24 protein-coding genes are annotated in these 24,000 nt (G+C 71.2%); 15 read left to right on the top strand and 9 right to left on the bottom strand.

Going from position 1 to position 24,000, the window contains the following annotated elements; genetic code table 11:
* Positions 1-206: 206 nt before the first annotated feature.
* The 4 genes from FPZ41_RS29720 to FPZ41_RS29705 all read left to right on the top strand — a co-directional run bounded on the left by FPZ41_RS29720 (position 207) and on the right by FPZ41_RS29705 (position 4,193).
* Positions 207-1,115, top strand: coding sequence for a 5-dehydro-4-deoxyglucarate dehydratase (locus tag FPZ41_RS29720; protein ID WP_152866730.1), 909 nt, complete (start codon positions 207-209; stop codon positions 1,113-1,115).
* Entirely contained in the window at positions 1,112-2,380 is a 1,269-nt protein-coding gene (locus FPZ41_RS29715; protein ID WP_152866729.1) for a glucarate dehydratase family protein, read from the top strand. The genes FPZ41_RS29720 and FPZ41_RS29715 overlap by 4 nt, the downstream gene beginning before the upstream one ends.
* A gap of 144 nt (positions 2,381-2,524) precedes the next feature.
* Positions 2,525-2,887, top strand: coding sequence for a DUF779 domain-containing protein (locus tag FPZ41_RS29710; protein WP_152866735.1), 363 nt, complete (start codon positions 2,525-2,527; stop codon positions 2,885-2,887).
* A gap of 76 nt (positions 2,888-2,963) precedes the next feature.
* Positions 2,964-4,193 carry a phosphodiester glycosidase family protein gene (locus tag FPZ41_RS29705; RefSeq protein ID WP_322620888.1) on the top strand — a complete coding sequence of 410 codons (1,230 nt, stop codon included), beginning with the start codon at positions 2,964-2,966 and terminating at the stop codon, positions 4,191-4,193.
* A gap of 4 nt (positions 4,194-4,197) precedes the next feature.
* Here the strand turns inward: FPZ41_RS29705 and FPZ41_RS29700 are convergent, their stop codons facing one another.
* From FPZ41_RS29700 to FPZ41_RS29675, 6 genes are all read right to left on the bottom strand, one after another.
* The gene (locus tag FPZ41_RS29700; RefSeq protein ID WP_131561937.1) at positions 4,198-4,392 is read right to left on the bottom strand and encodes a hypothetical protein; all 195 of its coding nucleotides are present in this window, start codon (positions 4,390-4,392) and stop codon (positions 4,198-4,200) included.
* A gap of 117 nt (positions 4,393-4,509) precedes the next feature.
* Positions 4,510-5,373 (bottom strand): phosphatidylinositol-specific phospholipase C/glycerophosphodiester phosphodiesterase family protein, encoded by an 864-nt coding sequence (locus FPZ41_RS29695; protein ID WP_152866728.1) that lies wholly within the window; start codon positions 5,371-5,373, stop codon positions 4,510-4,512.
* A gap of 233 nt (positions 5,374-5,606) precedes the next feature.
* Positions 5,607-6,728, bottom strand: a complete 1,122-nt coding sequence (locus FPZ41_RS29690; protein ID WP_152866727.1) for an acyl-CoA dehydrogenase family protein — start codon at positions 6,726-6,728, stop codon at positions 5,607-5,609.
* Positions 6,725-7,909: an acyl-CoA dehydrogenase family protein gene (locus FPZ41_RS29685; protein ID WP_152866726.1), complete on the bottom strand. Its 1,185-nt coding sequence runs from the start codon at positions 7,907-7,909 to the stop codon at positions 6,725-6,727. The genes FPZ41_RS29690 and FPZ41_RS29685 overlap by 4 nt, the downstream gene beginning before the upstream one ends.
* A gap of 20 nt (positions 7,910-7,929) precedes the next feature.
* The gene (locus FPZ41_RS29680; RefSeq protein WP_152866725.1) at positions 7,930-8,907 is read right to left on the bottom strand and encodes an NADPH:quinone oxidoreductase family protein; all 978 of its coding nucleotides are present in this window, start codon (positions 8,905-8,907) and stop codon (positions 7,930-7,932) included.
* 79 nt (positions 8,908-8,986) lie between these two features.
* A complete protein-coding gene (locus tag FPZ41_RS29675) occupies positions 8,987-9,574 on the bottom strand; it encodes a helix-turn-helix domain-containing protein (RefSeq protein ID WP_152866724.1) in 588 nt (195 codons plus the stop codon).
* A gap of 69 nt (positions 9,575-9,643) precedes the next feature.
* Here FPZ41_RS29675 and FPZ41_RS29670 point away from each other — a divergent pair, with 69 nt between their 5' ends.
* The 5 genes from FPZ41_RS29670 to FPZ41_RS29650 all read left to right on the top strand — a co-directional run bounded on the left by FPZ41_RS29670 (position 9,644) and on the right by FPZ41_RS29650 (position 14,383).
* On the top strand, positions 9,644-10,621 hold the full coding sequence (locus tag FPZ41_RS29670; protein WP_407698832.1) for an NAD(P)/FAD-dependent oxidoreductase: 978 nt from the start codon (positions 9,644-9,646) through the stop codon (positions 10,619-10,621).
* A gap of 29 nt (positions 10,622-10,650) precedes the next feature.
* Positions 10,651-12,189: an ATP-dependent DNA ligase gene (locus FPZ41_RS29665; protein WP_152866723.1), complete on the top strand. Its 1,539-nt coding sequence runs from the start codon at positions 10,651-10,653 to the stop codon at positions 12,187-12,189.
* Positions 12,186-12,662, top strand: a complete 477-nt coding sequence (locus FPZ41_RS29660; RefSeq protein ID WP_322620886.1) for an NUDIX domain-containing protein — start codon at positions 12,186-12,188, stop codon at positions 12,660-12,662. The genes FPZ41_RS29665 and FPZ41_RS29660 overlap by 4 nt, the downstream gene beginning before the upstream one ends.
* 73 nt (positions 12,663-12,735) lie before the next feature.
* Positions 12,736-14,121, top strand: coding sequence for an NADP-dependent succinic semialdehyde dehydrogenase (locus FPZ41_RS29655; RefSeq protein ID WP_152866722.1), 1,386 nt, complete (start codon positions 12,736-12,738; stop codon positions 14,119-14,121).
* A 25-nt stretch (positions 14,122-14,146) separates the two neighbouring features.
* On the top strand, positions 14,147-14,383 hold the full coding sequence (locus FPZ41_RS29650) for a DUF6213 family protein (protein ID WP_131561917.1): 237 nt from the start codon (positions 14,147-14,149) through the stop codon (positions 14,381-14,383).
* 19 nt (positions 14,384-14,402) lie between these two features.
* Here FPZ41_RS29650 and FPZ41_RS29645 read toward each other — a convergent pair whose 3' ends face one another.
* Positions 14,403-15,074, bottom strand: a complete 672-nt coding sequence (locus FPZ41_RS29645) for a thiaminase II/PqqC family protein (RefSeq protein WP_152866721.1) — start codon at positions 15,072-15,074, stop codon at positions 14,403-14,405.
* A gap of 189 nt (positions 15,075-15,263) precedes the next feature.
* Positions 15,264-16,490 carry an acyl-CoA dehydrogenase family protein gene (locus tag FPZ41_RS29640; protein WP_152866720.1) on the bottom strand — a complete coding sequence of 409 codons (1,227 nt, stop codon included), beginning with the start codon at positions 16,488-16,490 and terminating at the stop codon, positions 15,264-15,266.
* A 169-nt stretch (positions 16,491-16,659) separates the two neighbouring features.
* On the opposite strand from FPZ41_RS29640, the gene FPZ41_RS29635 reads away from it, so the two are divergent.
* Complete coding sequence (locus tag FPZ41_RS29635; protein WP_152866719.1) at positions 16,660-17,301, top strand: TetR family transcriptional regulator; 642 nt, start codon at positions 16,660-16,662, stop codon at positions 17,299-17,301.
* 145 nt (positions 17,302-17,446) lie between these two features.
* On the opposite strand, the gene def is transcribed toward FPZ41_RS29635, so the two are convergent.
* Positions 17,447-17,986, bottom strand: a complete 540-nt coding sequence (gene def / locus FPZ41_RS29630) for a peptide deformylase (RefSeq protein ID WP_152866718.1) — start codon at positions 17,984-17,986, stop codon at positions 17,447-17,449.
* Between the two features lie 147 nt (positions 17,987-18,133).
* Between def and FPZ41_RS29625 the strand changes: the two genes are divergently transcribed.
* The 5 genes from FPZ41_RS29625 to FPZ41_RS29605 form a co-directional block, all read left to right on the top strand.
* A complete protein-coding gene (locus FPZ41_RS29625; protein WP_152866717.1) occupies positions 18,134-19,372 on the top strand; it encodes a MurT ligase domain-containing protein in 1,239 nt (412 codons plus the stop codon).
* A gap of 38 nt (positions 19,373-19,410) precedes the next feature.
* Positions 19,411-20,139, top strand: a complete 729-nt coding sequence (locus tag FPZ41_RS29620; protein ID WP_152866716.1) for a type 1 glutamine amidotransferase — start codon at positions 19,411-19,413, stop codon at positions 20,137-20,139.
* Between the two features lie 234 nt (positions 20,140-20,373).
* Positions 20,374-21,399: a 6-phosphofructokinase gene (locus tag FPZ41_RS29615; protein WP_131561904.1), complete on the top strand. Its 1,026-nt coding sequence runs from the start codon at positions 20,374-20,376 to the stop codon at positions 21,397-21,399.
* Between the two features lie 130 nt (positions 21,400-21,529).
* The gene (locus tag FPZ41_RS29610) at positions 21,530-22,474 is read left to right on the top strand and encodes a cytochrome c oxidase assembly protein (protein WP_152866715.1); all 945 of its coding nucleotides are present in this window, start codon (positions 21,530-21,532) and stop codon (positions 22,472-22,474) included.
* A gap of 155 nt (positions 22,475-22,629) precedes the next feature.
* Positions 22,630-24,000: PASTA domain-containing protein (locus FPZ41_RS29605; RefSeq protein ID WP_152866714.1), on the top strand; the 1,371-nt coding region annotated here is incomplete at its 3' end.

Raw genomic sequence — 24,000 nt, 5'->3', positions numbered from 1 at the left:
CATCCCGTCCCTGGGGGCGGCAGCCCCCAGGGACGGGATGGGAATGGGTAGGGGCGGCGGGGGCGAAACCCAAGGAACTCGGACGCGCCTTGACACGTGACGGAATCGAAGTCTTAGCTTGCCTCCAGTCATTTAGATTCGTGAAGCTAGTTCATATACGTGGACGCGCCCGTGTTGCGAAGGGTCCAACCGCGTATGAGGGAGACATGAAGTTCCAAGGAGTGCTGTTCTTCCCGGTCACGCCGTTCGCCGCGGACGGCTCGCTGGACGAGGAACGGCTCGCCCAGCACATCGAGTCCGGCGTGACGGCAGGTGCGGGGGCCGTCTTCGTCGCGTGCGGAACCGGTGAGTTCCACGCGCTGTCCGCGGACGAGATCGAACGGGCCACGCGCGTCGCGGTCACCACGACTGCTGGGCGCACACCCGTCCTCGCCGCCGCGGGCGGCCCCGTACCGGTCGCACGCGACCACGCCACCCGCATCGAACGCGCGGGCGCCGACGGCATCCTGCTGCTGCCGCCGTACCTGGTGAACGCACCGCAACAGGGCCTGGTCCGGTACGTGAGAGAGGTGACGGCGGCCCCGAGCCTGCCGGTCGTCTTCTACCAGCGCGGCACGGCCCGGCTCACCGAGGCCACTGCCGCCGAGATCGCCGCCCTGCCGTCGGTCGCCGGCCTCAAGGACGGCCTCGGCGACATCGAGCGCATGCACCGCATCGTCCGGGCGGTACGTGCCGTGCCGGGCACCGAGGACTTCCAGTTCTTCAACGGCCTGCCCACCGCCGAGATGACCGCACCCGCCTACCGCGGGATCGGCGTCGAGCTGTACTCCTCCGCGGTGTTCGCCTTCGCCCCCGAGATCGCGACGGCGTTCCACCGCGCCCTGACCGAGGGCGACGACACACTGGTCGCGACGCTGCTGGACGAGTTCTACGGGCCTCTCGTCGAGCTCCGCGACGAGGTCCCCGGATATGCCGTCTCGCTGGTCAAGGCCGGAGTGACCCTCCGCGGCCTGGACGTCGGCGGCGTCCGGGCACCCCTGCTCGACCCCACGCCGGAGCACATGGCCCGGCTGACGAAACTGATCGACCGCGGTCTGGAGGCGATTCACGCATGAGCAGCACCCCGGGGACCCCTGGGACCCGTATCCGCGAACTGGTCGTCACCCCGATCGCCTTCCGTGACCCGCCCCTGCTCAACGCGACCGGCGTCCACGAGCCGCTCGCACTGCGCTGCGTCCTCCAACTCGTCCTGGAGGACGGCACGGTGGGCCTCGGCGAGTCAACGGGCGGCGAGGTACGCCTGGAACGGCTCCTGACCGCCGCGAAGGCCGTCGTCGGCATGGACGTCTTCGACACGACCGCCGTCTCCGCCGCGATCGACGCCGCTCTCCTGCCCACCGTGCCCAGTTCCCACGAGCGCGGCTGGACCACCTCGGCTGTCGAGGTGGCCTGCCTCGACGCGCAGGGCAAGCTGCTCGGGCGCCCGGTCAGCGATCTGCTGGGGGGCACGGTCCGCGACTCGGTACCGTTCGCCGCCTACCTGTTCTACAAGTGGGCCGAGCATCCGGCGCTGGACGGCCGCCCGGCCGTGGGCGACGACTGGGGCGAGGCCCTCGACCCGGCGGGCGTCGTCGAGCAGGCCCGGCTGATGCAGCAGCGGTACGGCTTCCGCTCGTTCAAGTTGAAGGGCGGGGTGTTCCCACCGGACGAGGAGATCGCCGCCGTCCGTGCTCTCGCGGAGGCATTCCCCGGCCGGCCGCTGCGCCTGGACCCGAACACGGCGTGGACGGTGGAGACGTCGAAGTACGTCGCCCGCGAACTCGACGGTGTCCTTGAGTACCTGGAGGACCCGACCCCGACGATCCCCGGCATGGCCGAGGTCGCGCAGGACTCCCCGATGCCGCTGGCCACCAACATGTGCGTGGTCGCCTGGGAGCACCTGAAGCCCGCGATCGAACAGAACGCGATCCAGGTGCTTCTCACGGACCACCACTACTGGGGCGGGCTGCGGCGTACCCGCGAACTGGCCGCGGTCTGCGAGGTGTTCGGCATCGCGCTGTCGATGCACTCCAACTCGCACCTGGGCATCAGCCTCGCCGCGATGACCCACGTCGCCGCGACCATCCCCAACCTCGACCACTCCTGCGACACGCACTACCCGTGGAACTCGGCCGACGACGTGATCGTCCCGGGCGCCCTGGAACTGCGCGACGGAGCCGTCGCGGTCCCCACGGGTCCCGGCCTCGGCGTGGAGCTCGACCACGAGGCCCTCGACCGCCTCCACCGCCTCTACCTGGACTCCGGGATGCGGGGTCGCGACGACACCGGCTACATGCGCCGTATCCAGCCGGACTACGAGCTGAGGCTCCCCCGCTGGTGACCTGTGCCGGGCAGGCGGGGGACGTGCAACCTCGGTGCAACGTGACCGCGGGTTGGCTGGAACCGCCGACCCGAGGAGTGATGCCCCGTGACCGAACCGGAGACCGCCCAGGAAACCACCCCACAGACCACCCCACAGGCCAGCCTGCACACCGACATCGTCCCCCGCGTCGAACTGACCCCCGCGGCCGCCGACCTCGTCCGGCGGCTGCGTACCGCTCACGGGCCGCTGATGTTCCACCAGTCGGGCGGCTGCTGTGACGGCAGCGCGCCGATGTGCTACCCGGAGGGCGAGTTCCGTACGGGCGGCTCGGACGTACTGCTGGCCGAGCTGGCGGTCGAGGGCGTGGACGAGCCGGTGTCGTTCTGGATGTCGCGGAACCAGTACGAGGTGTGGAGCCACACACGGCTCATCGTCGACGTCGTCGAGGGCCGGGGCAGTGGCTTCTCCCTGGAGGCACCCGAAGGAGTGCGTTTTCTGATCCGTTCCCGAGTCGTCGGCGCCTAGCCACCGACACGGCGCCCGCCGTCTGGTGCACTGCCCTTGAGTGCTTGGACAGTTGACGAGACATCAGGGGGGCGCCGTGACGCGTCGGATCGGACGGTTCAGAACGGCACTGACGGTTCTCGCGGTCTGGAACGTACTGGCCGGTGCCGCCCTCGTGGGCGCGGCGCCGGCCAGTGCCGCGTCCGCCGCCACCGAGGTCGCGCCGGGCGTCGAGTACACCGACTTCGACATCGTGGCGGCGAAAGGTGTGACGCACGCACATGTGCTGAGCGTCGATCTGCGCGCCCCGCACGTACGGGTCGGTCTCCTGTACCCCGGGGTGGTGGCGGCACGGGCCGCCGTCTCACGGCTCGCCGACACGGCGGGCGCCGTCGCGGGGGTCAACGGCGACTTCTTCAACATCAGCGAGACGCAGCACCCGGGTGTCGAGGCCACGGGCGCGCCGGTCGGCCCGGCGATCGCGGCCGGGCGCCGGCTCAAGGCCGCCGTCCCGAACGGCCAGCGCTTCGGCCCGGCCCTGCCGCCCGGCACGACCACCGAGGAGGTGTTCGGCGTCGGGACCGACCACACGGCCCGCCTGGACCGGCTCGCGCTCGACGGCTCGATCGGGACGGACGAAGGGGCCCTGCCGCTGCGCGGCCTCAACCAGTACGCACTGCCGGAGGGTTCCATCGGCGCGTTCACCTCGGACTGGGGCGACGTCTCCCGGCAGCGGGCGGTGTGCGGCACGGACACGGACCGGTCGGCGCCGTGCAGCACGGACACCTACGAGGTGACGGTCACCGACGGCCGAGTGGTGGCGACCACCGACTCCCCGGGCCGGGGCCCCATTTCCCCCGGCACCACCGTCCTGGTCGGCCGGGAGGCGGGCGCCCAGCAGTTGCGCAAGCTGTCGGCGGGCGAGCGGGTCGCGGTCCGGCACCGGCTGGTGGCCGCGAAGGCGCGCGTCCCGTACGCCTTCGCGATCGGTGGCTCCCCGGTCCTCAGTGGCGGCCGGCCGCTGCCGGGCCTCGACGACAGCGTCTCGGCCGTACGCACCGCCGCCGGTATCGCGAACGGCGGGCGCCGGATGCTGCTGCTCGCCCTGGACGGGGCGCCCGAGTTCCGCACGGGACTCACCATCGCCGAAGTGGCCGACACCATGCGTCAGTTGGGCGCGACGGACGCGTTCAGTCTGGACGGCGGCGGTTCGAGCACGCTGGTCGCACGCGAACCGGGCGCGACCGCCGTCTCCGTGTGGAACCACCCCAGTGGCGGCGCCGAACGCCCCGTACCGAACGGCATCGGGGTGTTCGCGCGCCCCTAGGGCCTCACGGTTTGAGGCTGCTCACGATGTCCGCCGTGGCCGTGAGCCCGTTGTGGATGGTCGGGGCCATGCTCGAACTGGCCAGGTAGAAGCCGAGCAGCATGCAGACCACGGCGTGCGAGAGCTTCAGCGCGCCATTGCGCAGGAACACCACCGCCAGGACCAGAAGCAGCACTACCACCGAGATGGAAACGGCCATCGTCAACCTCCTCCGCCACGTCCGCTTCGCGGCGTTCGGCCGTAAGTGTGGCGTAGCGGAGGGTTGGTCCGGGCGGCTGACGTGTACTCCGAACGTGTGGTGTCCGCTTCCGCGGTCCTACGGCCGCTCGTGCGCGTCCAGGAACGCCTGGAGTCCCGCCAGGTCATCGGTGTTGAGGTGGTCGACACCGGCGGCGAGGAGTTCGCCCCACAGCGCGTCACGGGCCGGGCCCGGCTGGTCGGGCGTCGCCCAGAAGCGGATCCGCTGGCCTCGCGCGTGCGCCCTGGAGACGATGTCGCGCAGCTTCGTCCGCTCGGCGTCCGGGAACGTGCCCACGCCCTGCCAGGTGAAGTTGTTCGTCCAGTTGTCGCTGATCAGCGGGACGAACGACGCGGGCGCGGAGCTGCCGAGGTCGGCGAGGCGGCCGTCGTAGAAGGCGCGGCGCACGGTCTGCGCCTCCATGGGGGGCCGGGCGGCGCGGTCGCCGGAGATGACGGCGGTGACGGGGCCCGGGTACACGCGGCCGTGCGCGTACGTCGTGAACAGGTGCCGGTAGCGCGCCAGATGGCGGTCCAGCTCCAGGTACGTCGACGAGCCCTCGGTCTTGATGTCGATCAGGAGCTGCAAGGACCCCCGGTGACCGCGGTACACGGAACCCCGGTTGGCCTTCACCCGGGCCGCGAGCGGGTCGAGGTAGAGGGATTCGAGGGTGCGGGCCGGGTCGAGGTCCTCGGGGTCGTGGGCGATGAGGAGCTGTCCCTCGACGAGGTAGATGTCGGCCTCGACGCTTCCGAAGCGGTGGTCGAGGGCGTCGAGGAGGGGGCGCGGGTGCTCGTAGTCGTTGTGCGCGTGGGCGCGCCACAGCGGGCGCGGGCCGTGCTTCCCGTCACCCGCCCACGCGTGGGCGGCGGGGAGGGCGACGGAACCCGCGAGGGCGGCGCCGAGGGTCGTGAGGGCTCTGCGGCGGGTGGTGAGGGCCATGCTCTGCCTCCCTGGAAGTGCCGTACGGGACGAATGGGGGTCCCGTACGGTCGAGCGAAGTCGGGGCTGGAGGAGAGTATGGGGTCCTGTACGCCCCAAAGAGCAGTGCTGTGCGGTGAGTTGGCCGGGCTGCCACTGTCTGTTCATTTCGTCCGTGTGGAGCACACGGAAAAGCCCGCCCCGGGTGGGGCGGGCTTCTCGTGGGCTTTCCGCGGGCTTCTCCCAGGTGTACGTCAGGGTGCGGGCAGGTCGATCAGGTCGGCCAGCGCCGCTCGGTGGCCGCCGGCTGTGCCGTACGCGAGCGCGTCGGCCTTGGCGCGCTTGAGGTACAGGTGCACGGGGTGCTCCCACGTCATACCGATCCCGCCGTGCAGTTGGAGTGCCTCCTCGGCGGCGTGGACCGCGACGGGCGCGGCGTAGGCCTGGGCCACGGCCACCGCCACGTCGGTGTCGTCGCTGCCGGTGGCCAGGGCGTCGGCGGCGTTGCGGGCGGCGGCCCGCAGGCTGACGAGCTCCAGCCACAGCTGGGCGAGGCGGTGCTTGAGTGCCTGGAAGCCGCCGACGGGCCGGTTGAACTGCTTGCGCTCCTTCAGGTAGCGGACCGTCTCGGTCAATGCCCATTCGGCGAGGCCGAGTTGTTCGGAGGCCAGCAGTCCGGCTCCGGCGCGAAGGGCGCGTCGTACGGCGGGTTCGGCGTCACCGAGACGACGTCCGGGCGCCCTGTCGAGGGCGACCTTCGCCAGGGGGCGGGTCAGGTCCAGGGACACCTGGGGCGTGACGGTGGCGGCGGAGGCGTCGACCGCGTACAGCCCGCCGTCGTCGGCGGGAACGAGCAGCACGTCGGCGACGGCCGCGTCCGCGATGGCGGTCAACTCCCCGTGCAGTGTGCCGTTTTCGTACCGGACGACCTTGTAGGCGCCGCCCGGCGCGACATGCAGCGCGACGGCGAGGGCGCCGATCGTGCGTCCCGACGCCAGTTCGGCGAGCAGGTCGTCGGCCTCGCAGGCCAGCACGGCCTCGGTGGCGACGACGGCGCTGGCGAGGTACGGCACGGGGGCGACCGCGCGGCCCAGCTCCTCCAGCACGACGGCGGCCTCGCGGTGCGTGGCGCCCTGGCCGCCCCGCGCCTCGGGCACCAGCAGCCCCGCGAGGCCCATGCCGTGCGAGAGCGCCTTCCACAGCTCCCGGTCGTGCGGAGCGTCCGACTCGGTGCGCACGATCACGCCCGCCGGGTCGCAGTGGTCGCGGAGCAGATCGCGGACGGCGGCGCGCAGCGCGTCCTCCTCCTCCGTGTAGAGCAGGTCGGGCTGCGTGCCCACAGGGCTCTCGGTGCTCTCCGTGCTCAATGGGCTCATCGGGCGAGGTCCTTCCACGCGACGTCCTTGTCGGTGCGCGGCTCGGCGGGCAGGCCGAGGATGCGCTCGGCGACGATGTTCAGCAGGACCTCGCTGGTACCGCCCTCGATGCTGTTGCCCTTGGAGCGCAGGTAGCGGTAGCCGGCGTCGCGGCCGGTGAAGTCCACGAGCTCGGGGCGCCGCATCGTCCAGTCGTCGTACGACAGGCCCTCCTCGCCGAGGAGTTCGACCTCCAGACCGCTGATCTCCTGGTTGAGGCGGGCGAAGGCGAGCTTCATGCCGGAGCCCTCGGGGCCGGGCTGGCCCGCGACGAGTTGCTGGCGCAGCCGTTCCCCGGTGAGCCGGGCGACCTCGGCCTCGCCCCACAGCGTCAGCAGCCGCTGGTGGAGGTCGTGTGTGCGCAGCTCGGGGCGTTCGCGCCAGGTCCTGGCGACCGGGCCGATCATGCCGCCCTCGCGCGGCAGCCGCATGCCGCCGATGGAGACGCGCTCGTTCATGAGCGTGGTCTGTGCGACCCGCCAGCCGTCACCGATCTCGCCGAGGCGGCGCGTGTCGGGGATGCGTACGTCAGTGAGGAACACCTCGTTGAACTCGGCCTCGCCCGTGATCTGCCTGAGCGGCCGGACCTCGACGCCCGGGTCCGTCATGTCGCAGATGAAGTACGTGATGCCCCGGTGCTTGGGCACGTCAGGGTCGGTGCGGGCGATGAGGATCGCCCAGCGGGCCAGATGGGCGCTGGACGTCCACACCTTCTGCCCGTTGACCACCCAGCCGCCCCCGCTCTCCCGCACGGCACGCGTACCGAGCGCGGCGAGGTCGGACCCGGCGCCCGGCTCGCTGAAGAGCTGGCACCAGACCTCCTCGCCGGTCCACAGGGGCCGCAGAAAGCGCCGCTTCTGCTCGTCCGTGCCGAAGCCGAGGATGGTGGGCGCGGCCATGCCGAGGCCGATACCGATGCGCCGGGGGTCGTTGCCGGGGGCGCCCGCGGCCTCCAGCTCGGCGTCCACGACGGCCTGGAGGGAGCGTGGCGCGCCGAGGCCGCCGAGGCCCTCCGGGTAGTGCACCCAGGCCAGTCCCGCGTCGAAGCGGGCCCTGAGGAAGTCCAGGCGCCCGGTGGTGGCGGGTGGGTGCGCGGCCAGCAACTCCCGGGTGCGGCGGCGCAGTTCGGTCGCGTCGGTCATACCGTTCCCCCTCGCGTCGGTCATACCGCTCCCCCTTCGGCCGGGCCGGGGACCACGACGACCCGGCCGGTGGTGACGCCGTCGGCGACCCGCTGTACGGCGCCGGCCGCCCCGACGAGCGGCACACGCTCGCTGACCAGCGGTTTGATCGCGCCCCGCGCGGCCAGCTCGGTGAGCTGCTCGTGGCAGCGCAGGACCAGCTTGGGGTTCCTGGTGTTGTACAGGCCCCAGTGCAGGCCCAGGATCGAGTAGTTCTTCACCAGGGCGTGGTTGAGTGCCGGGCTGGGGATCGATCCGCTCGCGAAGCCGACGACCACGATCCGGCCCTCGAAGGCGACGACCTTGGTGGACTGCGTGTACGCCTCCCCGCCGACCGGGTCGTAGATCACGTCGGCGCCGCGTCCGCCGGTGGCCTCCTTCACCGCCGCGACGACGTCCTCGGTGCGCCGGTCGACAACCACGTCACAGCCCAGCTCCCGCGCCACGGCCGCCTTGCCGGCCCCGCCGACGACACCGATGACGGTGGCGCCCGCGGCCTTGCCGAGCTGCACGGCCGCGCTGCCGACTCCTCCCGCGGCGGCGTGGACGAGCAGCGTCTCCCCGGCCTCAAGACGGGCCCGCCGGTGCAGAGCGAACCAGCCCGTCTGGTAGCCGATGTGCAGCGCGGCGGCCTCGGCGTCGTCGAGCACCTCGGGCGCGGGCAGTACGGCCGTGGCGTCCGCGACGGTGTACTCGGCGAGTCCGCCGTACGGCAGCGCGGGGTTGGCGAGGACCCGGCGCCCGTCCTCGGTCTCGCCGCAGATCTCCACGCCGGGCGTGAACGGCAGCGGGGGCCTGACCTGGTAGTGCCCGCGGCACATCAGCGCGTCCGGGAAGTTGATGTTCGCCGCGCGCACCTTCAGCAGGACCTGGCCGTCGCCGGGCGTGGGCCGCTCGACGTCGGCGAGCCGCATCACCTCGCCCGGCTCACCGTTCTCGTGCACGTGCCATGCCTGCATGAGGGGCCTCCAGGGGACTACGTCGTCTGACCGTGGGTCGCCCCGCATACTAAGCGGTTGCTTGCCCGTCGGGGAACCGTCACGCTGGTCCCGGCCCCTTGGGGCGCGCCCGGACATGCATCCGCTCCCCCTGCGGCCCGAACAGGCTGAGGAACTCCACCGGCCCCTCCCCCGTCGACCCGAACCAGTGCGGCACCCGCGTGTCGAACTCGGCCGCCTCCCCCGCCGCGAGCACCACGTCGTGCTCGCCCAGCACGATCCTCAGCTTCCCGGACAGCACGTACATCCATTCGTAGCCCTCGTGCACCCGCAGGTCCGGTTCGAGTTTCCGCTGCGGTTCGAACACCTTGAACGCCTGGAGCCCGCCCGGCTGGCGGGTCAGGGGCCAGTGGGTTCGGCCGTTCATCACGATCGGCTTGGCCCGGATCCGCGGATCACCCACGGGCGGGGCGCCGACCAGTTCGTCCAGCGGGACCTGATGCGCGCGGGCGATGGGCAGCAGCAGTTCCAGGCTGGGCTTGCGCAGGCCGGACTCCAGCCGCGAGAGGGTACTCACCGAAATACCGGTGGCCTCGGACAGCCCGGCGAGCGTCGCACCCCGCTCCTTGCGGACGCGCCGCAGCCGGGGACCGACCTCGGCGAGAACCTCGTGCGTGTCGTCACTCATACGAACATTGCAGTTTCGGCAAACACGTTTGTCAACACGGGGGTACTCGGACGACTGTCTGGAGCGGAGGTGGTCACCGTGACCGAGAAGTACGGAACTGCGAAGTACGGGACCGAGACGTACGAAGTGATCGTCATCGGCGGTGGCGCGGCCGGACTGTCCGCCGCGCTGGTCCTGGGCCGGGCCCGGCGCCGGACGCTCGTGGTCGACGCGGGCGAGCCGCGCAACGCGCCCGCCGCGCACATGCAGGGCTATCTGTCGCGGGACGGCATGCCGCCGGCGGCGTTCCTCGCGGTGGGGCGCGAGGAGGTGACGTCGTACGGCGTCGAGCTGGTCCACGACCGGGCGGTGGACGTGACGCGCGGTGAGGACCCGGACGGTTTCGCCGTGGAGCTGGCGAGCGGCCGGACCGTGCGTGCCCGGCGGCTGATCGTCGCCACGGGACTGGCCGACGAGCTGCCGCCCGTCCCCGGTGTCGCCGAGCGCTTCGGGCGGGATGTGCTGCACTGCCCGTACTGCCACGGCTGGGAGGTTCGCGACCTGCCCTTCGGCGTGATCGTCACCTCACCCATGAGCGTCCACCAGGCGCTGCTGGTCACCCAGTGGTCGAAGGACGTGACCCTGTTCCCGCACACCACGGACGAGGCGGACCTCTCGGACGAGGACCTGCGCAGGCTTGCGGCCGCCGGTGTGCATGTCGTGCCCGGCGAGGTCGCGGAGATCGTCGTCGAGGACGACCGGCTGACGGGGGTACGGCTCGCCGACGGCACCGTCCACGCGCGGTCGGCCGTCTTCGTCGCGCCCCGCTTCGTCCCGCGGACGGCGCTGCTGGAGCGGCTGGGCGCGGAAACGAAGGAGACCCCGTTCGGCATGGCCCCGGAGGTCGACGAGACGGGGCGTACCACGGTGCCGGGCGTGTGGGCGGTGGGCAACGCGACGCTCATGACCCAGCAGGTGGTGCACGCGGCCGGGGACGGCTACAAGGCGGCGGCCACGATCAACAACGAGATGGTCATGGAGGACATCGAGGCGGCCGTCGGGGTGTAGTGCGGCGGCCCGCGTTGCACCATGGCTGCATGCTGTTCGCCCGGCTCGCCCGTGTGTCCCGGGAGATCGCCGCCAGCTCGGCGCGCTCCCGGAAGACGGCCCTGCTCGCCGAGCTGTTCCGGGACGCGGAGGCGGATGACGTACCGATCGTGATCCCGTATCTGGCGGGCCGCCTGCCTCAGGGGCGGCTCGGTATCGGCTGGAAGCTCATCGACCAGCACATCGCGCCTGCCGTGCAACCCACGCTGACCGTGCGGGAGGTGGATGCCCGGCTGACCCGGATCGGTTCCGTCACCGGCGTCGGCTCGCAGGCCGAACGCAGGCGTCTGGTCGGCGAGTTGCTGGCCGCCGCCACCGACGACGAGCAGCGGTTCCTGTTCGGGCTCCTCACCGGTGAGGTCCGGCAGGGCGCCCTGGATGCGGTGGCCGTCGAGGGGCTCGCGGCGGCGACGGGGGCGCCCGCGGCCGACGTACGCCGTGCCGTGATGCTCGCGGGCTCGCTCCAGGCGGTGGCCCGAGCGCTGCTCGCGGACGGTCCGCCCGCCCTGGACCGGTTCCAGCTCACCGTCGGCCGTCCGGTCCTGCCGATGCTGGCGCACACCGCGTCCTCGGTGGCGGAGGGCGTCGAGAAGCTCGGTGCCTGCGCGGTCGAGGAGAAGCTGGACGGCATCCGCGTCCAGGTCCACCGCGACGGCCACGCCGTACGGCTCTACACCCGCACCCTCGACGACATCACCGACCGGCTGCCCGAACTCACCGCCGCCGCCCTGGAGCTGAGGGGCGCGCGGTTCATCCTCGACGGGGAGGTCATCGCGCTGGACGAGACCGGTCGGCCGCGGTCCTTCCAGGAGACCGCCGGGCGGGTGGGCTCCCGGACGGACGTGGCGACGGCGGCCCGGGAGGTGCCCGTCTCGCCGGTCTTCTTCGACGCGCTCTCCGTCGACGGCCGGGACCTGCTCGACCTGCCGTTCACCGAGCGGCACGCGGAGCTGGCCCGGCTGGTGCCCGAGCCGATGCGGGTGCGGCGCACGCTCGCGCACGGCCCCGACGACCTCGGCGCCGCGGAGGAGTTCCTCGCCGAGACGCTGCGGCGCGGCCACGAGGGTGTCGTGCTCAAGGCCCTCGACGCCCCCTACAGCGCGGGCCGGCGCGGCGCGTCCTGGCTGAAGGTGAAGCCGGTGCACACCCTCGACCTGGTGGTCCTGGCCGCCGAGTGGGGCCACGGCCGCCGCACGGGCAAGCTCTCCAACCTGCACCTGGGCGCCCGCACCCCGGACGGCTCCTTCGCGATGCTGGGCAAGACGTTCAAGGGCATGACCGACGCGATGCTCACCTGGCAGACCGGGCGGCTGAAGGAGCTCGCCGTTGAGGACAACGGCTGGGTCGTCACCGTGCGCCCCGAGCTCGTCGTGGAGATCGCGTACGACGGTCTGCAACGCTCCACCCGCTACCCGGCCGGCGTCACGCTCCGCTTCGCCCGTGTCGTGCGCTACCGGGAGGACAAGTCCCCCGCCGAGGCCGACACGGTCGAGGCGCTGCTCGCCGCACACCCGGAGGTGACCCGGTGACGACGGCGAAGCGCAGCGCGGGCCTGCTGCTGTACCGGCGCGCTGCGGGCGGTCTGGAAGTGCTGCTCGGCCACATGGGCGGCCCGTTCTTCGCGCGGCGGAACGCCGGGGCGTGGACGGTGCCGAAGGGCGAGTACGAGTCCGGTGAGCCGGCCTGGGACGCGGCCCGCCGCGAGTTCCAGGAGGAACTGGGCCTTCCGCCGCCGGACGGAGAGGCCGTGCCGCTGGGCGAGGTGCGGCAGACCGGTGGCAAGGTCGTCACCGCCTGGGCGGTCGAGGCCGACCTCGATCCGGCGGCCGTGGTGCCGGGGACGTTCCGCATGGAGTGGCCGCCGAAGTCGGGGCAGGTCCAGGAGTTCCCCGAGCTGGACCGCGTGGAGTGGCTCGGCCTCGACCGGGCGCGCGAGGTGATCCTCAAGGCGCAGGCGGTGTTTCTGGACCGGCTGGCTGAGCACTCGGACAGCCCGGACTGAACCCGCGTGGCGTGCCCCGTCACCACGCGCGGGAAGGCCGGGACACAGTCCGTCCGTTCTCAGGAGGCCGGCTATGCCCATCGCGACGGTGAACCCGGCGAACGGTGAAACGATCAAGAATTACGACGCCCTGAGCGAGGAGGAGATCGAGCGCAGGCTCGCGACCGCCGAGAGCACGTTCCGCACGTACCGGACCAGCTCCTTCGACGAGCGCGCCCGCCTGCTGCGCCGGGCCGCCGGTCTCCTGGATGAGGACACGGAGAGCGTGGCCCGTGTGATGACGACGGAGATGGGCAAGCCCGTCAGGCAGGCCCGTGCCGAGGCCGCCAAGTGCGCGAAGGCGATGCGCTGGTACGCCGACCATGCCGCGGAGCTGCTCGCCGACGAGGAACCCGACGAGTCCGATGTGAAGGACTCCGGCGCCCTGCGCGTCCTGGTGCGCTACCGGCCGCTCGGCCCGGTGCTCGCGGTGATGCCGTGGAACTTCCCGCTCTGGCAGGTGATCAGGTTCGCCGCGCCCGCGCTGATGGCGGGCAACGTGGGCCTGCTCAAGCACGCCTCGAACGTGCCGGGGACCGCGCTGTACCTGGAGGACCTGTTCCACCGGGCGGGCTTCCCCGAGGGCTGCTTCCAGACGCTGCTCATCGGCTCCGGCGCCGTGGAGCGCGTCCTGCGCGACCCTCGGGTCAGGGCCGCCACGCTCACCGGCAGTGAGCCGGCGGGCCGCTCGGTGGCCTCGGTCGCCGGGGACGCGGTGAAGAAGACGGTCCTGGAGCTGGGCGGCAGCGACCCGTACATCGTGATGCCGTCGGCGGACATCGACCGGGCCGCGAGGATCGCGGTGATCGCACGCGTCCAGAACACCGGGCAGTCGTGCATCGCCGCCAAGCGGTTCATCGTGCACACGGACGTGTTCGACGCCTTCACCGAGGGCTTCACCGAGGGCATGAAGGCACTGAAGGTGGGCGACCCCATGGAGGAGGAGACCGACATCGGGCCGCTCGCCGGCAAGCAGGGCCGCCGCGACCTGGAGGAGCTGGTCGTCGACGCGGTGGAGAGCGGCGCCACGGTCCTGTGCGGCGGCGTGCGCGCCGAGGGACCCGGCTGGTACTACCCGCCCACGGTCCTCACCGACGTGACCCCCGAGATGCGCATCCACCACGAGGAGGCCTTCGGTCCGGTCGCCACCCTGTACCGGGTCGCCGACCTGGACGAAGCAGTCGCGGCCGCGAACGACTCGCCCTTCGGACTGAGCTCGAACGTGTGGACGCGTGACGGGACCGAGGTCGACCGGTTCGTCCGCGACCTGGAGGCAGGCAGCGTGTACGTCAACGGGATGACCGCGTCCCACCCGGCATTCCCGTTCGGCGGCGCCAAGCGGTCCGGGTACGGGCGTGAGCTGTCGGGTCACGGGATACGCGAGTTCTGCAACATCACCACCGTGTGGCACGGGGCATGAGCGTTCCACGGTTACGATCCCCTTTGTGAACCGCGAAGTGACTCTGCCTCTGATCGTCGACAACCGCGGCACGTTGCAGGTGGCGGCCGCCGACGTCAGCAAGCTGCTGCGCACGGTGGGCGGCCGGTGGCTGCACCTGGTGGAGGCCGGTGAGGACGGGCTCGACGAGGAAACGGTGGCGACCCTCACGATCGAGCTCGCCAAGCTGGCCGACCGCATCGACGTGGCCTGCATCGCGCACAGCAGTGGCCCGGCCGGCTAGGACACCGAACGGACCTCGCTCAGCGCTGTTCCAACTCCCACAGCGTGTGCCAGAACATCGTCTCGTAGCTCTGGAGCAAACGGCCGTAGCGGTGCACCAGATCCTCGTCGATGCGTCCCGCCTCCAGTCCCGCCTGCACCGCCTCCCGCGCCCTCTGGTCCAGCTCCGGTGCGGGCTCGGCGAAGAAGTCGAAGAAACCGCAGGCCTCGTCGCTGAAGCCGTAGTGGCGTCGCAGGGCGTCCGCGATCGTCGCGCAGTAGCCGCCCCACGCAGAGAAGTTGGCGCTCAGCGCGAGCACGATGTCAGCCGGTGTGCCGTCCAGCGCCAGCCGGGCCACGTACGAGGGATAGGCCTGGCAGCCCGGCAGCGGCTCGTACGCCACGGCCCGCGCCTCGTCCACGCCGCACGCCCCGGCGAACTTCCCCAGCCGCTGACCCGCCAGTTCCTCACCCTCGGCGAGCATCTCGAAGAAGGGCGCGCTCGCGGGCTCCTCGGCGGCCGACCGCTCGGCCAGATGACGGAACGAGCGCCGGTCCGCGGCGATCACATGGCTTTGTTCGAGGGCCAGCGCGGCGAGCGTGTCGCGTCCTGCCGCGCCGCGGGCGATCAGGGGCAGCAGCCGGTTGGTGCCCGGATCCGGGGCGAGTCTTCCGGTGGTGGTGTCCAGAAGTTCCCTGGCCGTCAGCGTCATCGCGCACTCCCTCGTGGCTGCCGCGGGTCCGTCTCACTGCTCTTCGACCCTGACACGGTTGCCCGGTCCGGAGTAGTCGGGCGGGAGATCCTCACGCAGTCGGGTGATGGTGAGTGCTGATCGTGGGTGCGTCCCCTCCACCGGCCGCAACGGACCCGCGGCCGGCGGAGGGGATGCACCCCGACGGCGCTACCGGATCGGCATTCCGGACAGCGTGCGAGCGATCACCAGCCGCTGAATCTCGCTCGTGCCCTCGAAGATGGTGTAGATCGCCGCGTCCCGGTGCATCCGCTCCACCGGGTACTCGCGCGTGTACCCGTTCCCGCCCAGGATCTGGATCGCCTGCGCAGTCACCTTCTTCGCCGTCTCGCTGGCGAACAGCTTCGACATCGAGCCCTCGGCCGCGGTGAACGGCTTCCCGTTGACCGCCATCCAGGAGGCCCGCCACACCAGCAGCCGGGCCGCGTCCACGGCAGTCCGCATGTCCGCGAGCTGGAACGCGACGCCCTGGTTGTCGATGATGGGCCGCCCGAACTGCTCACGGGTCGTGGCGTAGTCGAGAGCGACCTCGTACGCGGCACGGGCCGTACCCACGGCCATCGCGCCCACGGCGGGGCGGGACGCCTCGAACGTGGCCATCGCGGCGTTCTTCACACGCTCGCTGCCCGCCTTGGCCTTCTCGCGGGCGCGGGCGAGCCGCTCGTCGAGCCTCTCCTTGCCCCCGAGGAGGCAGGAGCCGGGGACGCGGACGTCCTCCAGGACCACCTCGGCGGTGTGCGAGGCGCGGATGCCGTGCTTCTTGAACTTCTGCCCCTGGGACAGGCCCGGAGTGTTCGGCGGGATGATGAAGGAGGCGTGGCCCTTGGAGCCGAGCTCCGGGTCGACGACCGCGACGACGACGTGGACGTTGGCTATGCCGCCGTTGGTCGCCCAGGTCTTTGTGCCGTTGATCACCCACTCGTCCTTGGCCTCGTCGTACACGGCACGTGTGCGCATGGAGGCGACGTCGGAGCCGGCGTCGGGCTCGGAGGAACAGAACGCGGCGACCTTGACGTCGCCCGCGTCGCCGTACATCTGGGGGATCCAGGTGCCGATCTGCTCCTCGGTGCCGTTGGCGAGGACGCCCACGGCGGCGAGGCCGGTGCCGACGATGGACAGGGCGATGCCCGCGTCACCCCAGAACAGCTCCTCCATGGCCATGGGGATGCCGAGGCCCGTGGGGTCGAAGTACTGCTGGGCGTAGAAGTCCAGGGAGTAGATGCCGACCTTGGCGGCCTCCTGGATGACCGGCCACGGAGTCTCCTCGCGCTCGTCCCATTCGGCGGCCGCGGGGCGGATCACATCGGCGGCGAACCCGTGGAGCCAGTCGCGGACCTCCTTCTGTTCCTCATTGAGCTCCATGGTGAACTCGGCCATGATCCCTCCTGCACTGCACTATGGTGTTACCTACGGTAACATTAGCCTGTTACCGGCCGGTAGGAAAAGTCAACTCCCACGGCGGGCTCGTCAGCCCGTTCGATCCACACGCGCCCATGAGTGCTAGTTTGCGCAAGCGTCACCGAATCAGAACGGGTGGGGAGAGCACATGGACACCACACAGCGGACGGATCAGGCACGGTCCGCCGACCGCCGCCGGCGCGAGCTCCTCGAGGCCGCCGACAGAGTGGTGCTCCGCGACGGCCCCGGGGCCTCCATGAACGCCATCGCCGCCGAGGCGGGCATCACCAAGCCGATCCTGTACCGGCACTTCGGCGACAAGGGAGGGCTCTACGCCGCCCTCGCCAAGCGCCACACGGACGCGCTCCTCGATTCGCTGCGGGCGGCACTGGACGCCCCGGCGGAGCGCCGTGAACGGGTCGAGCAGACACTCGACACGTACCTGGCCGCGATCGAGGCACGTCCGCAGGTGTACCGCTTTCTGATGCATCCGTCGGAGGGCGGTCAGCAGACCGAGGGCTTCGACGTGGGCAAGCACTCCGCTCCTCTGCTGCGCCGCATGGGCGAGGAACTCGCCCATGTCATCGGCGACCGGCTCGACCTCGGCCCGGCGGGTGAGCAGCTCGCGCGGGTGTGGGGCCACGGCATCGTCGGCATGATGCACGCGGCCGGCGACTGGTGGCTGGGCGAACGCCCCTGCACACGGGCCGAGTTGGTACGCAGCCTGGCGGACCTGCTCTGGGGCCGCCTGGCGGCGGCGGGGGACAAGGTCGGCGGGCCCGGGTTCTGATCTCCGATCAACCCTGCGGGGAACCACGTGTTCGCCACGGGAGCGGGGAACCGCGCGGCCTTCCGGGGGCGCGGGGCTGTGTTCTGTGTGCGGCCGCCGCCGCGTGGGCGCGGCCGGCCGCAGCGGACCCGCGCCCGCCAACGCGTCAGCGCCCCCAGGGCGCCCGCGCGGCCCGCCGTACCGCCCTCCACCTCCGCCACCCCGTGAGCCGGTCCATGTACACCCGGCCCTCCAGGTGATCGCACTCATGCTGCAGGCACCGTGCGAAGAAGCCGGTGCCCCGCACCCGCACCGGATCACCGTCCACGGTGAAACCCTCGACCACGGCCTCGTCGTACCTCTCGGTCCCCGCCTCCAGCCCGGGCAGCGACAGACACCCCTCGGGCCCGCGCAGCACAATCCCGCCCGCCTCGACGAGCCGTGGATTGACCACGTGGCCGACATGCCGCACCTCCTCGTCGTCCGGGCAGTCGTACACGAACACCCGCGACCGCTCGCCCACCTGATTCGCCGCCAGGCCCACACCTTGGGCCGCGTACATCGTGGCGAACATGTCCTCCACAAGACTTGCCAGTTCGGGTCCGAAATCCGTGACTTCTTCACACGGTGCGTGCAGAACGGGGTCCCCGAGCAGGGTCATGGGCCGTACACGCCCTCGGGCGCCGGGGATAGAGCCGTTTCGCATGGCCGCAAGGGTACGGTCCTCCCTGTCGCGCGAGCGCCGCGGTGGTGCCACGATTCGGGCGTGTGAGTGGATCTCGATAGGCTGAGGGCTACACCCTGGTGCCGAGAGGCCAAGGCGAGGCGTGCTCGCAAGGAGGATCGAGGACTGATGGCAGGCAACTCGGACCCGCTCACGCCGCGGGCCAAGATCGCCGTGACCGCGGGCAAGGCGGTCGCGGCGGCGTCGCGCGCGGCAGGGCGCGGCAGCGGTTCGGTGATCGGCGGCCGGGTGGCGCTCAAACTCGACCCCGACCTTCTCGCCCGGCTCGCCCAGAACCTGGACGTGATCCTCGTCTCGGCGACCAACGGCAAGACCACGACCACCCGTCTGATCGCGGAGGCCCTGCGCGCCGCGGGCCCGGTCGTGTCGAACGCCCTCGGCGCCAACATGCCCGCGGGCATCACCTCGGCCCTGGCCGGCAGCTCCGACGCCCGATACGGCGTCATCGAGGTGGACGAGAAGTATCTCGCGGGAGTGGCGCGCGACACCGCCCCGAAGTGCATCGCGCTGCTGAACCTCTCCCGCGACCAGCTCGACCGCGCCGCCGAGACCCGCATGCTCGCGGAGAACTGGCGTGAGGGACTGGCCGGGTCGAAGGCGGTCGTCGTCGCCAACTGCGACGACCCGCTGGTGGTGTGGGCCGCGTCCTCCTCCCCCAATGTGATCTGGGTCGCCGCCGGGCAGATGTGGAAGGACGACGCCTGGTCCTGCCCGTCCTGCGGCGGTGTGATGCAGCGCCCCGGCGACGACTGGTTCTGCGCCGAGTGCGGCTTCCGCCGGCCCACGCCGAGCTGGGCGCTGTCCGGCGAACACGTTCTGGACCCGCACGGCTCCGCCTGGCCGATCCATCTCCAGCTGCCGGGCCGTGCCAACAAGGCCAACGCGGCCTCCTCGGCCGCCGTCGCCGCCGTCTTCGGTGTGCCGCCGCAGGTCGCCCTGGAGCGCATGTACCAGGTGCAGGCGGTGGCGGGGCGGTACGACGTCGTGCAGTTCATGCAGCGCGATCTGCGGCTGCTGCTCGCCAAGAACCCGGCGGGCTGGCTGGAGACGTTCTCGCTGATCGACCCGCCGCCGTCCCCGGTGATCCTCTCGGTGAACGCGCGCGGGGCCGACGGCACCGACACCTCCTGGCTGTGGGACGTCGACTACACGCGCCTGACCGGGCACCCGATCTTCGTGGTCGGCGACCGGAAGCTGGACCTCGCGGTGCGTCTGGAAGTGGCGAACCAGCACTTCCAGGTCTGCGAGAACGTCGACCAGGCCGTGCAGATGTGCCCGCCGGGCCGCATCGAGGTCATCGCGAACTACACCGCGTTCCAGGACCTGCGCCGCCGCGTCGGCAACTGAGCACCCGACCACGAACGACTCAGAGGGGCACTGACTTCATGAGCGACAACAGCCTGCGGGTCGTCTGGGTCTACCCGGACCTGCTCAGCACGTACGGCGACCAGGGCAACGTCCTCGTAGTGGAGCGCCGGGCCCGCCAGCGCGGGCTCGACGTGGCACGGCTCGACGTGCGCAGCGACCAGCCGATCCCGACCTCGGGCGACATCTACCTGATCGGCGGCGGCGAGGACCGTCCGCAGCGGCTCGCGGCCGAGCGGCTGCGGCGCGACGGCCACCTGTACCAGGCCGTGCAGAACGGGGCGATCGTCTTCTCCGTGTGCGCGGGCTACCAGATCCTCGGCCACGAGTTCATCAACGACCTCGGGCAGCGCGAGCCCGGCCTCGGCCTGCTCGATGTGACCTCGACGCGCGGCGAGGGCGAGCGGTGCGTCGGTGACGTGCTCGCCGACATCGACCCGCGCCTCGGCCTGCCGCCGCTGACCGGCTTCGAGAACCACCAGGGCGTCACGCACCTCGGCCCCACCGCCCGCCCGCTCGCACAGACGCGCATCGGCAAGGGCAACGGCACCGGGGACGGCACAGAGGGCGCGTACAACGACACGGTCTTCGGCACGTACATGCACGGTCCCGTACTCGCCCGCAACCCGCAGATCGCGGACCTGCTGCTGAAGCTGGCGCTCGACGTGAACGCGCTGCCGCCGACCGACGACCGCTGGTACGAGGCCCTGCGCGACGAGCGCATCGCGTCCGCCCAGCAGCCCGCCTGAGACGGCTGAGCCCCGAGGGAGCCGGGATCCGAGGAACGGTTTTCCGACCCTCTCGGGGCCCGTCGGACGGCCCGTGCAACGGCCCGTCTGACAAGGTCGCCGCTCAGGTGTGCGGGGGCGTCCAGCAGGCGGACTCCCAGTACGGGCCTGCCCCCTCCCGCCGGTAGGGTGGCCGCGATCCCGCCGGACAGGGTGGTCCGGTTCCCGGCCCACGTGGAGAAGGTGTTTCGGGCTATGCGCATTGGTGTCCTCACGTCGGGCGGCGACTGCCCCGGACTGAACGCCGTCATCCGGTCCGTCGTGCACCGTGCCGTCGTCGACCACGGCGACGAGGTCATCGGCTTCCGGGACGGCTGGAAGGGCCTCCTGGAGTGCGACTACCTCAAGCTCGACCTCGACGCGGTGAGCGGCATCCTCGCTCGCGGCGGCACGATCCTCGGTTCCTCCCGGGTCCGTCCCGAACACCTGCGTGACGGGGTGGAGCGGGCGAAGGGCCACGTCGAGGAACTCGGTCTCGACGCGATCATCCCGATCGGCGGCGAGGGCACCCTCAAGGCCGCCCGCCTGCTGTCCGACAACGGCCTGCCGATCGTCGGCGTGCCGAAGACCATCGACAACGACATCGCCGTCACGGACGTCACCTTCGGCTTCGACACCGCCGTGGGCGTGGCCACCGAGGCCCTGGACCGGCTGAAGACCACCGCCGAGTCCCACCAGCGCGTCCTCATCGTGGAGGTCATGGGCCGCCACACCGGCTGGATCGCGCTCCACTCCGGCATGGCGGCCGGCGCCCACGCCATCGTTGTCCCCGAACGGCCCTTCGACATCGAGGAGTTGACCGCGAGGGTCGCCGAGCGGTTCTCGGCGGGCAAGCGGTTCGCGATCGTCGTGGCTGCCGAGGGGGCCAAGCCCAAGGCGGGCTCCATGGAGTTCGACGAGGGTGGCAAGGACATCTACGGCCACGAGCGGTTCGCCGGGATCGCCCGGCAGCTCTCGGTCGAGCTGGAGCAGCGCCTCGGCAAGGAGGCACGACCGGTGATCCTCGGGCACGTCCAGCGCGGGGGTACTCCGACGGCGTACGACCGGGTGCTGGCCACCCGGTTCGGGTGGCATGCGGTGGAGGCCGTGCACCGGGGAGAGTTCGGGCGGATGACCGCGTTGCGGGGTACCGACATCGTGCTGGTGCCGCTGGCCGAGGCCGTGGAGACGTTGAAGACGGTGCCGGAGGAGAGGTACGCCGAGGCCGAGTGCGTGCTGTGAGAGTGCGGGGTCGGTAGCCCCGTCGGCCCGCGCGCTTCTAAGACTGCCCCCGGCGGCCTTCGCCCCCGGGGGCAGTTCTAGTCTGGTGCGGACAGACGGCGCTCAACCCCCACGAACCAGGAGCAGGCGGATGGATCACAGCGGGCACGGCATGGATCTCCTGCCCTTCACGCTGGGGCGGGGACTCGGATGGTCGGCGGACCCGTTCTTCCTCGTCGGCTGCCTCGTGGCGCTGGGACTGTACGGATGGGGGGTCGCCCGGCTGGTGCGGCGCGGCGACAAGTGGCCCGTGGGGCGGACGGTCGCGTTCGTCTTCGGGGTGCTGCTCGTGCTGCTGGTGACGTGCACCGGGCTGAACGACTACGGAATGGTCATGTTCAGCGTGCACATGGTGCAGCACATGGTGATCAGCATGCTGGCGCCTATCCTGCTGTTGCTCGGCGCGCCGATCACGCTGGCCTTGAGGGCGCTGCCGGTCGCCGGGAAGGGGCACAAAGGGCCGCGCGAGGTGCTGCTGATGCTGCTGCACAGCCTCTATCTGCGGATCGTGACGCACCCCGCGTTCACCATCCCCCTCTTCATCGCCAGCCTGTACGCGCTGTACTTCACGCCGCTGTTCGACTTCCTGATGGGCTCCAGGCCGGGGCACATCGCGATGATGGTGCACTTCCTCGCGGTCGGCCTGGTGTTCTTCTGGCCGATCATGGGCGTCGACCCCGGTCCGCACCGCCCCGGCTATCTGATGCGGATGCTGGAGCTCTTCGCGGGCATGCCGTTCCACGCGTTCTTCGGTATCGCGCTGATGATGGCGTCGGAGCCGATGGTCGAGACATACCGGAACCCGCCGGCCTCGCTCGGCATCGACGCGCTCGCCGACCAGAACGCGGCGGGCGGCATCGCCTGGGCGTTCAGTGAGATCCCCTCCGTGCTCGTGCTGATCGCGCTGCTCTACCAGTGGTACGGCTCCGAGCAGCGGCAGGCCAAGCGCGCGGACCGCGCCGCCGACCGCGACGGAGACAAGGAGCTGGAGGCCTACAACGCCTATCTGGCCTCACTCAACGCACGCGGTCGCTGAGTCCCGTTTCCCGTCCGGCGTCTCGTTTCTCCTTTCGGCCACTCGCTCCTCTTCTGAATTCTCCTTGACTGAGAGGCATTGCCTTTCAGTAGCATGATGCGCGATGCCCTGCCTCCGTTCTGCAGGGTACGGGGGAACCGCTGGGGGGAGCGGTCATGACAATACGCACGTGTCTGGGAAGGGCCGGGAAATCGTCGGCCCGAAGGATCGCCGTGCTGCTGGTGGGTGTTCTCGTCGTCGGCGCGTGCGACGCGAAGCCACCCGCGTTCGTGGTGAAGGCCGTCGCTGTCGGAGTGCCGTCCCTCGCACCGTTTTTCGACGAGGACAGCGGGCTGGGCGACGACGCCGAGATCGCGGCGCAGGATGCGGTCGGTGGCCTGCAGCAGGGCAATACGCCGGGGCTGTACGGGGGTACGACGAAGGCGACGGTGTGCGACATCGCCCTGCTCAAGGAATTCCTCACCGATCCCAAGAACGTCAAAAAGTCCCGGGAATGGGCCCGGGTCGTGAAGATTGACCCCTCGGAGATCGAGGAATATCTCGACACGCTCACACCCGTCCTGCTGCGTCACGACACCCTCGTACGGAACCATGACTACAAAAAGGGCAGGGCAGTCGCATTCGACGCGTTACTGGAGGCCGGCATCGCGGTATTGGTGGACCGGGACGGCCTGCCCGCCGTGAAGTGCTCGTGCGGAAATCCGTTGCGGCCCTTCGACAAGGATCCCGAGAACATCTCGGTCGAGTTCACGGACGGCAGCAAGAAGTGGGACGACTACGTCCCGTCCGCCCTCGTCAGCGTCAAGGCCGCGCCGCAGCCGCTCAAGCGGATCGCCCTCGTCGACGTACGGGAGCCGGACCGGGGCATCAGCCGTGCGGTCGGCAGCGCCGGCGAGGACGACAAACCGTTCGACGCGGCCAAGCGGCAGGCGGTGCCGGACCTGACCGGGATGACGGTCGACGCGGCCGTCCAGCTGCTGGTGGGACGGGGCCTCGCGGCGACGTTCTCCGGGGCCGGGGCGCCGCCCGGCGACGCCCGGGTGTCCGGCTCCGATCCCGGACCGGGGACGGAACTGCGGTTCGGGACCCCGGTGACCCTGAACGTGGACCGGGAGACGACCGGCGTGTCCACCCCGGCACCGGAGGAGAAGACACCACCGGAAGGGAACAGCACCGACTCGCCCACGGCGACATCGGGCGGTACGACGGACGAGGGTACGGCGGGCAAAGGCACGGTGGACGACGGCGCGACGAATGAGGGCGCGACGGACGGGGGCGCGCCGGAGGGCGACGCGACGAAGAGCGGGAGTGCGGACGGAGGGGCGACGGACGGAGGCACGGCCGATGGCGGGACCACCAACGGAGGCACGAGCGACGGAGGCACGAGCGACGGGGGCACCACCGGCGGAAGCACCAGCAACGGCGGGAGCAGCAACGGAGGCACCACCACCGGCAGTACGGCCAATGGCGGGACCACCGACGGAGGCGCCGCCAACGGAGGCGCCGATTCCCCCGCCCCCTCCGCC

The sequence above is a fragment of the Streptomyces acidicola genome, from assembly GCF_009377235.1.
GTDB lineage: Bacteria > Actinomycetota > Actinomycetes > Streptomycetales > Streptomycetaceae > Streptomyces > Streptomyces acidicola.
The sequence above is the reverse complement of the archived record's forward strand: the minus strand, read 5'-3'. Positions and strand labels throughout refer to the sequence as shown.